At 49.1% G+C, this 13,266-nt stretch carries 11 protein-coding genes and 2 pseudogenes; 12 read left to right on the forward strand and 1 reads right to left on the reverse strand.

Translation table 11 applies throughout. The annotated features are described in order from the left end of the window. Positions 1 to 2: 2 nt before the first annotated feature. The 9 genes and pseudogenes from fcl (at position 3) to QQG91_RS08660 (ending at position 9,521) form a co-directional block, all read left to right on the forward strand. Positions 3 to 938 (forward strand): GDP-L-fucose synthase, encoded by a 936-nt coding sequence (fcl, locus tag QQG91_RS08625; RefSeq protein WP_285769822.1) that lies wholly within the window; start codon positions 3 to 5, stop codon positions 936 to 938. Continuing rightward, complete coding sequence (locus QQG91_RS08630) at positions 928 to 1,731, forward strand: WecB/TagA/CpsF family glycosyltransferase (RefSeq protein WP_285769823.1); 804 nt, start codon at positions 928 to 930, stop codon at positions 1,729 to 1,731. Before fcl ends, QQG91_RS08630 begins: the two co-directional genes overlap by 11 nt. Beyond that, a complete protein-coding gene (locus QQG91_RS08635) occupies positions 1,728 to 2,960 on the forward strand; it encodes a lipopolysaccharide biosynthesis protein (protein WP_285769824.1) in 1,233 nt (410 codons plus the stop codon). Before QQG91_RS08630 ends, QQG91_RS08635 begins: the two co-directional genes overlap by 4 nt. Positions 2,961 to 3,235: 275 nt before the next feature. Beyond that, positions 3,236 to 3,493, forward strand: coding sequence for a DapH/DapD/GlmU-related protein (locus QQG91_RS15550; RefSeq protein ID WP_352232128.1), 258 nt, complete (start codon positions 3,236 to 3,238; stop codon positions 3,491 to 3,493). A gap of 23 nt (positions 3,494 to 3,516) precedes the next feature. After that, the gene (locus QQG91_RS08640; RefSeq protein ID WP_285769825.1) at positions 3,517 to 4,389 is read left to right on the forward strand and encodes a sulfotransferase domain-containing protein; all 873 of its coding nucleotides are present in this window, start codon (positions 3,517 to 3,519) and stop codon (positions 4,387 to 4,389) included. 46 nt (positions 4,390 to 4,435) lie between these two features. Then, positions 4,436 to 5,692, forward strand: a complete 1,257-nt coding sequence (locus QQG91_RS08645) for a glycosyltransferase family 4 protein (RefSeq protein WP_285769826.1) — start codon at positions 4,436 to 4,438, stop codon at positions 5,690 to 5,692. 686 nt (positions 5,693 to 6,378) lie between these two features. Further along, positions 6,379 to 6,855, forward strand: a complete 477-nt coding sequence (locus QQG91_RS08650) for a hypothetical protein (protein ID WP_285769827.1) — start codon at positions 6,379 to 6,381, stop codon at positions 6,853 to 6,855. A 153-nt stretch (positions 6,856 to 7,008) separates the two neighbouring features. After that, positions 7,009 to 8,232: pseudogene (locus tag QQG91_RS08655) on the forward strand (IS3 family transposase). Between the two features lie 206 nt (positions 8,233 to 8,438). Next, positions 8,439 to 9,521: a phosphotransferase gene (locus tag QQG91_RS08660; RefSeq protein ID WP_285769828.1), complete on the forward strand. Its 1,083-nt coding sequence runs from the start codon at positions 8,439 to 8,441 to the stop codon at positions 9,519 to 9,521. Between the two features lie 161 nt (positions 9,522 to 9,682). Here the strand turns inward: QQG91_RS08660 and QQG91_RS08665 are convergent, their stop codons facing one another. Next, the gene (locus QQG91_RS08665; protein WP_285769829.1) at positions 9,683 to 10,435 is read right to left on the reverse strand and encodes a helix-turn-helix transcriptional regulator; all 753 of its coding nucleotides are present in this window, start codon (positions 10,433 to 10,435) and stop codon (positions 9,683 to 9,685) included. An 87-nt stretch (positions 10,436 to 10,522) separates the two neighbouring features. Here QQG91_RS08665 and QQG91_RS08670 point away from each other — a divergent pair, with 87 nt between their 5' ends. The 3 genes and pseudogenes from QQG91_RS08670 (at position 10,523) to QQG91_RS08680 (ending at position 13,210) form a co-directional block, all read left to right on the forward strand. Beyond that, positions 10,523 to 10,918 (forward strand): RidA family protein, encoded by a 396-nt coding sequence (locus QQG91_RS08670; RefSeq protein WP_285769830.1) that lies wholly within the window; start codon positions 10,523 to 10,525, stop codon positions 10,916 to 10,918. Between the two features lie 199 nt (positions 10,919 to 11,117). Next, a pseudogene (locus QQG91_RS08675) lies at positions 11,118 to 11,865 on the forward strand (IS5 family transposase). A 610-nt stretch (positions 11,866 to 12,475) separates the two neighbouring features. Continuing rightward, the gene (locus tag QQG91_RS08680) at positions 12,476 to 13,210 is read left to right on the forward strand and encodes a Crp/Fnr family transcriptional regulator (RefSeq protein WP_285769831.1); all 735 of its coding nucleotides are present in this window, start codon (positions 12,476 to 12,478) and stop codon (positions 13,208 to 13,210) included. Positions 13,211 to 13,266: the final 56 nt, after the last annotated feature.

Consider the following 13,266-nt stretch of genomic DNA (forward strand, 5'->3'; position numbering starts at 1 on the left):
GGATGCACTACGACCTCAAAGGTAAACGCATCTGGGTGGCTGGCCATCGTGGCATGGTTGGCGGCGCTGTTGTCCGTCGTCTCCAACAGGAAGACTGCGAGATCATCACCGCAGGCCGTGATGTTGTCGATCTGGTGAACCAAAAGGCGGTTCACGACTGGATGGCCGCGAACAAGCCCGACGCGATCATCCTTGCTGCAGCGAAGGTCGGCGGCATTCATGCCAACAACACCTACCCTGTGGATTTCCTCTACGAAAACCTCATGATCGAGGCGAATATCATCCATGCCGCCCATGAGGCGGATGTGGAGCGCGTCCTCTTCCTCGGCTCGTCCTGCATCTACCCCAAATTTGCGGAACAGCCGATCCGCGAGGATAGCCTCCTGACTGGACCACTCGAACCCACAAATGAGTGGTATGCCATCGCCAAGATCGCCGGCATCAAGCTGATCCAAGCCTACCGCAAGCAATACGGCCGCGATTGGATTTCGGCCATGCCAACCAATCTTTATGGTCCCGGCGATAACTACGACCTCGAAAACAGCCACGTCCTCCCCGCCCTCCTGCGCAAGTTCCACGAAGCCAAAGAGCGCGGTGATAAGGAAGTTGTGGTCTGGGGCACAGGCTCACCCCTGCGCGAGTTCATGCACTGCGATGACCTGGCGGATGCGCTGGTGTTCTTACTGAAGAACTACTCAGGGTATGAGCATATAAATGTGGGATCGGGCGAAGAGGTTTCCATCAAAGAGCTCGCTGAGATGATCAGAGATATCGTCGGCTTCGAAGGGGAATTGGTTTGGGATTCGAGCAAGCCCGATGGGACACCGCGGAAGCTTTTGGATAGTAGCCATCTGAATACCAGTGGCTGGAACAATAACCGCCCGCTGAAGAAAGGCGTGTGCACTACCTATGAAGGTTTACAGCGCCATGTCCGATGAAAATCTAAATCATGCTACCTATCAAGTATTAGGCGTACCAATAACGGCAGTAAATCTGCAAACTGCTGCGGATCAAATTTTTAGTTGGGCCGTCGATAAGAAAGCTAGGTACGTAGGATGTCGAGATGTTGCAAGCTTGATGTCTATGGCAGAAGATCCTGCTCTTCTCAAAATTGCAAATCTAGCTTCGATGAACACACCCGACGGTATGCCGATAGCTTTACTCGGTAGAATGCACGGCCATGATGTCGAAAGGACCTGCGGTCCAGACCTGATGGAAAAGTTGCTAACTGATCAGTCCTATCAAGAGCTAAGACATTTCTTCTACGGAGGCAAAGAAGGTATCGCTGCACAGCTAGCGCAAAGATTTCGAGATGAAGGCGCCAACGTGGTTGGCATTTATTGCCCGCCCTTTCGTAGATTGACCGAAAAAGAAGATAGGGACGTTACTCAATGTGTCCTAGAAAGCAAAGCTGATATAGTTTGGGTTGGCATTTCATCGCCAAAGCAAGATATTTGGATCGCAGAACACCTAGAGAAGCTACCCTTAACAATGATAGGTGTAGGGGCAGCTTTCGATTTTCACTCGGGAGCGGTCAAACGCGCACCGCTCTGGATGCAAAAAAGTGGGCTTGAATGGCTACATCGTTTTTCTCGCGAACCAGGGCGACTTTGGCGCAGGTATCTAATTCTAGCACCAAAATTTCTAACAAAAGTCATCTGGGGTTACAGACCGTGTCGGACTAAGGCCAATGACAAAGATCAAATATCTCTCCCAGGTGATCACAAATGAAAAAGGTTCTACCACTCTTAGTGGGGCAGAGCTTCGCGAGTGGAAGCGCCTTCCTCACAGGTATTTTTGTTGCGCGCAGTCTAGGAATCGAGAGTTTTGGTATTTTTGCTATACTTGCACTATTTGCCGCATTGATGCAAAATATTCAGAGGGCATCAATCGGGACCCCTTACGCAAGCATCACCCCAAAGCTATCTGAGGCAGATCGCCCTGAATTCTTATCTTTCACTCTTTTTATACAAGTAAGTTTTATTTTATCTATAGTGTTTCTAATACTTGCAGTCTGGATAACACCTGCAACGCATCGAGCTCTCGATCCATATAGTAAACATTTCCCAATGCTAATTGTGATGGTGATTTTCTACCAATTGCATGAGTTCGGCCGACGCTATTACATAACCAACCTTGATCTCGTGACAGCGATGTTCATGGACATACTGAGGTACATCCCTCAGATTGCTGGCGTGCTGATCATCTCAATGTTTCAATTAGCTGATACGCTTAACAGCGTTTCCGGCTATCTAGCAGTGTTGACCTTGAGTGCCGCAATCGGAACACTTCCTGCATTACCAGTTCTAAAAATCAGATATCAGCATAGAAATAGAATATTAGCACAGAGCAAAGAGTTCTTAACCTTCTCCCGGTGGATGTTTGCGAACACATTGACACAATGGCTAAGCGGCGATTTCTATTTCTTTTTGACTGGCGCTCTTCTTGGACCAATTGCCGTAGGTGGTTTAAAAGCAGCACAAAACCTTGTAGGAATTGCACATATATTCTTCCAAGTTACCGAAAGCTATCTACTACCGCGACTATCTGCGATGATTTCAACGAATGGACTTCCAGCTGCACTTCACCTGTTCAAACAGGTCACAGGAATAACTCTTATGGGAACACTAATTCTAACCACCCCAATGATGATATCGCCCCAATTTATGATGAATAGTGTATTTGGTGAAGGCTATGTCGAGCAAAGTTACGTTCTCCGATTTTTCGCAATAGGCTATTCAATGAATTGCATATCAGTATGCCTAAAAATTTTCCTCAACGCCCTAAGTAAACCCAATTTAGTATTTGCAGCAAATGCAATAAGCGCTGCAATCTCAATTGGCTCTAGCTACATACTAATCATTAAATTTGGATTACCTGGAGCTGTAACTGGAATTTTTATTTCATTCATAATAAATTTTTGCATTCTCTCAGTATTATTTTCAAGGCAAAGCAACTGATGCGAAATATCGTTCTCATTGTGTATTATGCAGCCCTACAATTCATTCCTATGCGGCCGTTTCCAGGCTCCACATTCGGCTACATACTAAGACGTTGGGCTCTATCCAAATTAGCTGAATATTCCGGAAAAAATGTCGTGGTGAAGTCACGAAGCTACTTTGGTGATGGAAGGCGCCTCACAATAGGTGATAACTCACAATTAGGCCAAGGAAGCCGGCTTAATGGGCGCATAATAATTGGATGCAACGTATTGATGGGTCCAGACGTTATCATAATGGCAACCAGTCACGGCCATACGCGAACTGACATTCCGATCATAGCACAAGGAGAAGCGGAGGAACGTCCTGTGAAGATTGGTAATGATGTTTGGATTGGAACCCGATCCATTATACTTCCCGGCGTATCAATAGGCGACCATTCAATTATCGGTGCTGGCAGCATTGTCACCAAGAGTTTCCCTGCTTACTCTGTAATTGGCGGCAACCCGGCACAGTTAATCCGAAGTCGAAATTCTTTAACCCAACTGAGATAAGACTACAAAGAGAGAATAGCACAATGTTTTATGACTCCAAAGAACGGCTGCGACTTGGGTTGAGGGATCTTTATTACTACGGACAAAGCATAAGAAATGTTAGTGGAAAAAATCGCCAAATTTTCCTATGCAATTCATTTCCTAAATCAGGCACACATATGCTTTCACAGATAATTCAATCCGTGAATACTGTAAATTATTGGAATGACATAGTATCTGTTCAATCGCTTTCTGGGAATATGAACTCGTGCAATCACATAAAATGGAAAATTGGATCTGCTCCCAACAATTCTATTGTTCGCAGTCACCTTTTTTGTGACCCAATAATCAACGATATTCTGGATAGGAATGGCGCAGTGAAGTTCTTCATATACCGTGACCTACGCGACGTTGCTGTTTCCCACGCCCGTTGGGTACTTAATGAACCACGCATTTTTTTACACAAAATCTATAAGTCGTTCGAAAATTTTGATGATTGCTTAATGGCATCAATCAGAGGGTTGCCACTCGGTAACCCGACCTTTAACAACAGCAGCCAACCCAATATTGGTGAAGATTTTAAACGTTGGCGTGGCTGGTTAGACCAAACAGATACTTACTCAGTCAAATTCGAAGATTTGGTAGGCGAGCGTGGAGGGGGGAGAGAAAAGGAACGCCTCAAACACGTCAGGGCTGTGCTTGAAAAACTTGGCATCCCAACAATAAGCGATGAAGACTTGAAACCTTATCAATCGATGAACATGAACCCAGAAAACTCTCATACTTTCCGAAAAGGAAATAAAGGTTCGATTGGTGGATGGCGCAATACATTCAAACCAGAACACATAACTGCATTCAAAACCATTGCTGGTGAGTTGTTGATCGAACTCGGCTACGAAGACAATTACAATTGGTGAAATATCAAAACTCAATAACCTAAGCAGCATAACGGGTTCATTTTTCATGAAGATACTACTTTCAGCATATGCATGCTATCCTGGCCGCGGGTCGGAAGATGGTGTTGGCTGGCAATGGGCTGTGGGCCTTGCAGAACTTGGTCACGAAGTTTGGATTATTACACGAGATGATCAAACTAAGAGGCGTGCGATCGAAAATTTTTTGAGTTCTCGCCCAGATTTGGAAGCAAGGTTGCACCCTCACTATTTCGATTTCGGCACAAACCATGGCAACACTATGCCTTATCAACGGTTTGAACAGTTTCATTTCATACACTGGCAGCTTAGAGTTCTACCCGAAGCGCAAAAGCTTGAAGCTACTCATGACTTTGACCTTGTCCATCACATTACATTTGGCACAGTAAGGTTTGCCAGTTGGCTTTGGAAATTAAAAAAACCCTTTATTATAGGTCCACTTGGTGGCGGTGAAACCGCACCTTGGCGATTAAGAATTGGATACAGTAGAATTGGGCATTTGAAAGAATTAGCACGAGATGCTTCCAATGCTTTCATCCGTTTCGACCCCACAGTACAACAGATGCTCAAAAATGCTGACGTAATTATGTGTAAGACAGCAGAAACGCTTTCATACATTCCCCAAAAATATCGACACAAAAGTATAACAAAAATAGAAATAGGGATAGATCAAGAAAATATTCGAGATTGCACGACAGACACTCTTTGTGAAAAAAACAAACTTAGGCTTTTATACGTTGGCCGCCTAGTTCATTGGAAGGGTGTAAATTTTTCCCTAGCTGCATTAAAGCGAGCAAAGGACCTTGGTGCGAATTTTGAATTTACAATTGTTGGAAAAGGCGACGAACTAAATCAGCTCCGTTCACTCGCTAAGTTGCACAACATCGAGCGGCAAATAAATTGGAAAGAGTGGGTTTCTAAAAGCGAACTTACAAGGATTTATGATGATCATGATGTGCTTTTGTTCACGAGTCTTCATGACTCTTCAGGAAATGTGATTATGGAGGCGCTTTCACGCGGCTTGCCCGTTTGCAGTCTCGACCTTGGAGGTCCAGGGGCTTTACTTTCAGACGATGTGGGATGGCTAATTCCCATCAATAAACGCAGTGTAAATCAAATTTTAGATCACACTGCCGAAACTATTCAGAGAATCTGCAGAAACCCTGACGAAATAAATAATCGCAAAAAAAATATCCCTGAATACTTATCAAGGCGCTCATGGATCGATGCTATTGAAAATGCTTACAGAGAATCACTTGCGATGCTAAAAAATAAAACGCGAATATAATTTTCGAGAAAATCTAGTTGACCAACACCTTCTCACCAGTACGAATCCCGAACGGCAATGACTCATTTTTAACGAAGTCAAACCGATGGGCATTAATTATGGCGATTGCTTTTCCTTACAATGCAATCTCTGCTATGCATTCAGGGTTGTTACTACTTGTCTTATCCTCATTTGGCATATTGAACTGCTTCAACGTAGGTTTACCTCGGATAAGGACCTTATGGTTTTTCCTAGGAGCAATCCTTCTCACCACCATCTTTAGCTTCTACAGTGAATACCCGAGTTATATTATAATATCTCACGCCAACCATTTATGGCAATATTCTGTTCTTTTAATCGGACTCACTGCGCTTATGCAATACAATGACCCTATTAATGACTTCCTGAGATCTAAAGTTATTATATTTATATTTGGCATTGGTTCCCTTATATCGTGTATAGTAAGCTATAGTAAGAATGGCTACTTTACTGAATACACCCCCAATCTTATATTCTTTCTCATTGCTATGTTCATTGGACCACGGGGGAGAAGCTTGAGAACTACATTCATCGGAACAATGTTCCTATGCTTTATCATTTTATCACCACGCTCCAGCCCTACATTAACGGTTACATTCCTCATCATACTTTCATTTTTTAGCATACACGACACCATAATTAAGATATTGTCTTTATCGATAATCTTTGTGCCAATTTATATCTACCTAGATTTGGATATCTCCCAACTCAATACACTATCAATTATAGATTTCAATTCATATATTCGCGCTGATTTTATTCGAGGAGCAATGTTCACCCTTAAAGATAATTTACTTACAGGTGTTGGGTTTGGCCCAGCTTATCGACCAATAAATTTTTCGTATCTCTCTGACCACCCCTTGCTTAATCAAGTCAGTGAAATGCAACGCGTCTCAAATCACCATTCAATTTTCGACGTAGCTTATCGCTTAGGTATTCCAGCAACAATCCCACTAATTTATGAAATATTCATTGCTCCGCGCCTAAGTGGAAACGATAGCTCATTGAAGTTTCTGATGATTTCTCTTGCTCTTGGACTTTCTGTGAATGCTTGGTTCGAAAACCAAGCTCAACTTCCATTAATGGCGTTAATCTCAGCTACAATCATTTCAAGTCGCAATAGACAATCAAAAACGCTAATTTAATTAAAATCGGAGCGCGTGCGGCTCGGAGCGTTACTATTAAACCAACAATCAATGAACCAAACCTCTAGCTTATTTCGTAAACGTGTTATGTTTGGTTGTGAACTGGCCCCTTTTCAACTGGACACGTGGGCATAACCATGGAGGCTTAGGCATATGCCTGAGCACGTGCTTATGTCTGATATAGAAATCATCACGTATGGCGGTCGTCGCCTTCGCTGGAATGCGGCCGTGAAGCTGCGCATTGTCGAAGAAACATTGGACGATTGGGTCAGCATTGCTGTTGTCGCGCGCCGAAAAGGCGTTGCCCCCAATTTGATGTATCGTTGTCGCAGGCTTATGCTGTAGGGAGGAAATGTTGCCGTGTCAGAGGACGTGTCGTGACAAGCAACAAGGTGGTCAGACAGATGGAAGAGCGCATCCATGAGCTGGCACGCCAGCTCGGCCGCAAAACGCTTAAGGCCGAGATCCTGCGCGAGGTTTAGACAAGTCACGCTCAAAAAAAACAGATCTTGCACTTGCGGTCGCCTCTGAGGGGAGATTTCCAGTGAAGGTCGTTGCCGAAACGCTGGTGTGGCCCGCTCGAACTTGATTGACAGGTTGAACAACAGGGCGCAGCCGCGGCGGGGCTACTATAAAGCACAAGACGCAGCTTTGGTGCCGCTGATCACTACGCTGGTGGCTGCCCGACCCACCTATGGCTACTGGCGGATTACAGCAAGTCTGAACCGGCAGCTGCGCTCGGAAGGGTTGTCGACCGTCAACCCTAAAAGGGCTTATCGCATCATGGAGGCGCTCAACCTACTTCTGGCACGGAAATACAAGGAGCGTCCTGAGCATGTTCACGACGGCAAAGTCATCGTCATCCGCTCAAACCTGCGCTGGTGAAGCGATGGCTTTGTGTTCACTTGCTGGAACGGAGACATCGTCCGTGGCGCCTTTATCATCGATGCGCATGACTGTGAATTCATCGCTTGGCGCGCTGTTGTGAGCGCAGGGACCAGTGGCTCCGACATCCGCGACATTATACTCGAGACCGTGGAGCGCCGATTTGGCAATCACTGGGCGCCGTCGGTCATCAAAATGCCGTCTGATAACGGCTCGCCCTATATCGCTAAGGACACGCAGATATTCGCCCGCCAGCTGGGCCTGAAGCCCTGCTTCACGCCCGTCCGGAGCCCGCAGAGCAACGGCATCTCGGAGGCATTCGTCAAGACATGGAAGCGCGATTACGTCCAGGTGACGCCACTAGCGGACGCCCATGCAGTTCTTGGATTGATCGGCGCTTGGATTGAGGACTTCAATGACAACCATCCACCTTCAGGGCTGAAAATGCGCTCACCACGCGAGTTCATTGTAGCTCAAACCGCAACCGCCTGAGTGTCCAGTCAAACGGGGGCAAGACCAGGGATTTGCGCCAACACTAAAGCGGCGCGTAAAAAAAACTTACTTCAAGGCAACAAGAGCGGCTCAAGCCGAATTTTCTCAACGCTGTAAAATGCAGGAGCTTTTATTATCAATACAGTTAAAAAACGACCAAATCACCCCTTATTCAGCCTTCCATAGCGCGACCAGGAGCCAGTATTTTGATCCCGAGCCTCATACCTCCCAGTCTCAACGAGGTAAGCCAAACTTGGTTGGAGCAAGTGCTGAATGTTGGCGGTGAGTTGCCTTCATTCGATCTCCTGCCAATTGAGGCGAACAACAGCAGCATCGCCCGTCTGATCTTCGCGGATGTTCCACCAACGGCGATCATCCCCAAGACCTGCATTCTCAAACTTTGCCCAACCGGTCATGCGTTTCTGGGTGCTTCTGAGGTGAACTACTATAGACGCGATTATGTTGATCTAGCCGACGCTCCTATTCCTCGCTGTTATCATGCGGTTGGTGCTGACATGGCAACTTCGGAGAGTATCGGTCAGGGATATGCCCTGTTTCTGGAAGACTTGGGCAGGGGCTTTGTCGACAACAAGCCTATCAAACCCGATGAAGCACACGCAGAGGCGCTCGGCCGTGCGCTCGGAAAATTGCATGCCCATCATTGGGGATTGCTCGGCGACCCTGAGGGTCCGCATGATCTGGAAACTGATTTTGAAAGGTTTCTCGCGCATGTTTCAAAAGGGTTGGGCCCAATCCTTGATGCGCTCGGGGATACGCTCGATGCTCCTTCGAGGGCCAGGTTGCGAAAGGTCTTCGATACAGACGCTGACCGCATGTTGCAGCGCGCGATGACGGTGAATGGAGTTACGCTTGTCCATGGCGATCCAAACCCCACCAATGTGCTTACCCCTATAGCGCGACCGATAGGTCCCCTGCCCCTTTACCTGATCGATCGGCAGCCTTTCGAATGGTCTCTTCGACTTTGGCTCGGCGCGTCAGACCTCGTCTATGCTGCCGTGCCCTTTTGGAGCGTAGAAGATCGGAGAGCGCTTCAGAGGCCCCTGCTGCTGAACTATCACCAAGAGCTTTTGGCAAATGGCGTCGAGGCTTATACTTTGGGCGACCTAGAAGAAGACTGGAGGGCTTGCGCCTGTATCGCTGCGTTTACTGCAATTGAATGGGGCAGCGATCCCAGTTCGCTCAAAGACATGAGATGGCTGTGGGAGGCACAACTTCGAAACGCTTTGAGCTTGATTGAAGACTGCGATGCAGGTGTCGAATTGTCCTGACGATCACGGCATGAGAGGTCGGCTGTAACCGTTCTCTGATCATGACTGGTTGGGTTTCGGTCTTACGCTCGTAAGACGCCGCCAAGTGATGATGCGAATGCCCCGTCTCGCGCGGAAGTCATAAGCGTCACCCTGATCAAAAGAACCCGCGCATCTCGCTATCACTCAAAAGCTAGAAGAGCGTCAGATCGCGATGAATTCTGCAACTCGCTATAGGGGCAGACATCGGCTTCGAAGGGCACGTGCCGGCGACGAAACTGCGTGTCTTCCATCACACATGGCTGGCTTATCCGGTCCATGCGGAAATGTCGGAAGTCAGCACGCGCAGGGTCCCAAGCCACAAGATACCAAAGGGGCGGCAGGATCAGCATGGCTTGCGGCTCGACCTCGCGTTGGGTCTCCTGCCCTTTCGCATCGCGATAGGTGAACCGAATAAAATGCCGATTGAGAAACGACCTTTCAAAAGCAGGGAGCAAGTCTGGGTCCATTCTGCCCAAATCCGTCAGATCCTGAAGCGGCGATAGCTTGCCGACATGCAGGCAATCTAGAAAGTTGCGCAGATCCTTCACTTTGTCAGAAGGCAGAGATTTTTCGATTTTAGACAGCCCCGCATCAGCGAGTTCGGAAAACGGGAGGTTCCCGGCGGCCCGCATCGCCGCGACACCGATCAAAAGCGCGAAGACTTCCGGCACCGTCAGCCTCGCCTTGGTTTGAACTGACTGCGGATCGAGTTGGAGCCCGCCACCGCGGCCGACATCGGAATGGATGACAAATCCCTCGTCGCGTAAGGCAGAGATATCGCGCAGCACGGTTCGGCGTGAGGCGCCAACCTCATCGGCAAGGGCATCAACCGTGGTTGTCCCGTTGCGGCGAAGGCTGCGCACAATGGCGTCATGTCTGAGTTTTTGGTTCATGTGATGAGCCTAGCAAGAATGGTGACAAATTCTGGCACCATTTTGATTTATACGGAGTTCAGCAACAAAACAAAAGGAGATTGCGACATGGAACGAACTGCAGTGAACCCTTGGGATTGGTCGATCAAGCTGGGTTACAATCAGGCGGAAGTCATCGATGGTGCCACACGGCAAGTGATCTGTGCGGGCCAGACCGCTGTTGATGAGCGAGGGAACCCGCAGCACCACGGAGACATGCGCGCACAGATTAATCTGGCGCTCGACAACCTCGAGGCAGTTCTAAAGGGCGCAGGCATGACGCTCGGCAATGTCGTCAAGCTCGGGGTCTACGCCACGGATGTTGACGAGGCTCTGAAGAACTTCGACTTGATGGGAATGCGGTTTGGCCCGCACCAAGTGGCCCCACCGATGACGCTTCTCGGTGTGACACGTCTCGCGATCCCCGGGCTCCTCTTCGAAATTGAAGCGACAGCGGCCGCCTAAAGCGGATAAAAGCGGCCTTTGAATTGTTGAAACTCTTTGGCCGCTTCTATCGCTCTCATGCTAGTTGGATTTCGTAAATCCAAAGCGATATACCAGCGGCCCTTGCTGCGAAGCTGCGGACTGCGATGTTGGCTAGGGTCAGGATGCATTGATTTCGGCTGCGCCACGTGATTCACGGCTCCGAACACGGAGCGGTGAAATGAGTGACCTTTACTGGCTGAGTGATGCGCAGATGTCCAAGCTGGAACCCTTTTACCCAAAGTCCCATGGTAAGCCCAGGGTTGACTACAGGAGAGTGTTGAGCGGCATAATATTCATCAACCGCAATGGCTTACGGTGACGTGATGCGCCTGCAGAGTATAGACGGCACAAGACCCTTTATAGCCGATGGAAGCGGTGGAGCGAGAAAGGCACCTTCGCCCGGATGCTTCGGGAGCTGGCCGATCAGGGCGGTAGGACTGACATCCTGATGATCGATGCGACGCATCTGAAGACACACCGGACCGCCTCAAGCCTGGGGTTGAAAAAAGGGGGCGTGGCCACCTGATCGAGCGCACCAAGGGCGGGATGAACTCGAAACTGCACGCGGTGACCGACGCGGCTGGCCGCCCGCTGCGGATGTTTCTTACTGCCGGCCAGCTGAGCGATTAAATCGGCGCGCGGGCACTGCTGGACGGCCTTCCTCCCGCTGAACACATGCTCGTGGACCTTGGATACGATGCGGACTGTTATCGCGTAGCCCTTGAAGGCAAGGGGATCACGCCGTGCATCCCTTCACGAAAGAGCCGCAAGTTTCCGATCCCGCATGAAGAAGCCCGATACCGCAAGCGCCATAAGATCGAGAACAGCTTCGTCTAGCTAAAAGACTGGCGTTGCGTCACAACACGCTTCAACAGAACTTCCTGTCAGTATGCGCTTTGGCTGCTGTCATCATGTTCTGGTTATGAATCCTGACCCTAGTTTGTGTCACTTAGAACAAGCTAAATGCCATACTCAGTTTAACGTCTAAATGTATGATTTTCTAGGGTACTAGCTTGATACTTCCTCGCTCGCCCTTGGCGGCTAAATTGGCCTAGGCCTTCCCTAGGCCCCTCGCCATCACTTTGGCTCGCGACGAAGGATCATCTGAAGACCATACTTCGCAGGGTCACGCCCATTGGCATCAGAGACCGCTCAAACTGATCTTGGACTGATCGGCGCGCGGATCGAGGCTACAACGACAACCATCGACACTCAGGGCTGAAAATGCGCTTACCACGCGAGTTCATCACAGCTCAAACCGCCCCGCCTGAGTGTCCGGTCAAACGGGACAAGACCTGGAGCATGCAACGTCACCTTGGACCTGAACCGCTTCCCGAAGCTCTAGCGTTTCGCCGTGACAATATCACTTATAGGGATTGCTATACCCCCTAGCCCTCTTCCTGAGTTTTTTGGGCCGCTACACTTCTTGGTTTAAATACATACGTACTTCTCGCTCGAAATGCTTTATACTGAGTAGATCCAAAGCAGTATCCGGGTCAATTTCCGCTGATGCGTAGTGACACGTTAGGAACTTCAATGACATCAGCCCAACGCAACCCATTGACCCGCAAGCTCTCGGCCTTCGTCGCTCTCTCGGACGTCGAACTCGCTGTGCTTGAAGGACTTCACAAGCGTCGCCGCTCATTCGTCGCAGGACGTGATTTGGTGCATCAGGGCCAAGCGGCTCATGCTGCCTACATTCTGTCGTCAGGTTGGGTCTGTTCTTACAAGCTCCAAGCCGACGGAACCCGTCAGATCGTGGATTTCCAGTTACCGGGAGATTTTCTAGGATTGCGCAGCGTCTTGCTGCGCACTTCAGACCACAGTTTCGAACCCATCGTCGACATCGAGGCGGCTGAAGTGCTGGAGAGCGACCTTCTCGATGCGTTCGAACAGACGCCGCGCCTCGCGACCGCCATCCTTTGGGCGGCATCGCGTGACGAGGCTATGGTCGTTGAACATCTCGTCGGCATAGGCCGGCGTGATGCGGAGACCCGCATAGCGCATTTCCTGCTGGAACTAAAATCGAGGCTTACGCTCCTTGGAATAGGTAGCAAAGAAGGATTCGACTGCCCTCTAACGCAGTATCACCTCGCCGATGCACTGGGGTTGAGTGCGGTCCATGTGAACCGCATCTTGCGCCAGCTTCGCGAGAATGGACTGGTAACCTTCCGGGACGGCCGTGTCGCGTTTCACGACTATAGTAGACTGGTGGACCTCGCCGAGTTCGACCCGACATATCTGGACCAGACCGGGCCGCTCCTCAAATAGAAGGGCCGCCTTCCGATGCTCTGAAGGCGGCCCCAAGTATTACCATCATACGATGG

Source organism: Marivivens sp. LCG002 (assembly GCF_030264275.1).
In the GTDB taxonomy this organism is placed as follows: domain Bacteria; phylum Pseudomonadota; class Alphaproteobacteria; order Rhodobacterales; family Rhodobacteraceae; genus Marivivens.

What these genes read in the sequence shown, in the direction of transcription:
- fcl (WP_285769822.1), top strand. Translation starts at nt 3, where the DNA reads ATGCACTACGACCTCAAAGGTAAACGCATCTGGGTGGCTGGCCATCGT.
- QQG91_RS08630 (WP_285769823.1), top strand. Translation starts at nt 928, where the DNA reads ATGTCCGATGAAAATCTAAATCATGCTACCTATCAAGTATTAGGCGTA.
- QQG91_RS08635 (WP_285769824.1), top strand. Translation starts at nt 1,728, where the DNA reads ATGAAAAAGGTTCTACCACTCTTAGTGGGGCAGAGCTTCGCGAGTGGA.
- QQG91_RS15550 (WP_352232128.1), top strand. Translation starts at nt 3,236, where the DNA reads ATGGCAACCAGTCACGGCCATACGCGAACTGACATTCCGATCATAGCA.
- QQG91_RS08640 (WP_285769825.1), top strand. Translation starts at nt 3,517, where the DNA reads ATGTTTTATGACTCCAAAGAACGGCTGCGACTTGGGTTGAGGGATCTT.
- QQG91_RS08645 (WP_285769826.1), top strand. Translation starts at nt 4,436, where the DNA reads ATGAAGATACTACTTTCAGCATATGCATGCTATCCTGGCCGCGGGTCG.
- QQG91_RS08665 (WP_285769829.1), bottom strand. Translation starts at nt 10,435, where the DNA reads ATGAACCAAAAACTCAGACATGACGCCATTGTGCGCAGCCTTCGCCGC.
- QQG91_RS08670 (WP_285769830.1), top strand. Translation starts at nt 10,523, where the DNA reads ATGGAACGAACTGCAGTGAACCCTTGGGATTGGTCGATCAAGCTGGGT.
- QQG91_RS08680 (WP_285769831.1), top strand. Translation starts at nt 12,476, where the DNA reads ATGACATCAGCCCAACGCAACCCATTGACCCGCAAGCTCTCGGCCTTC.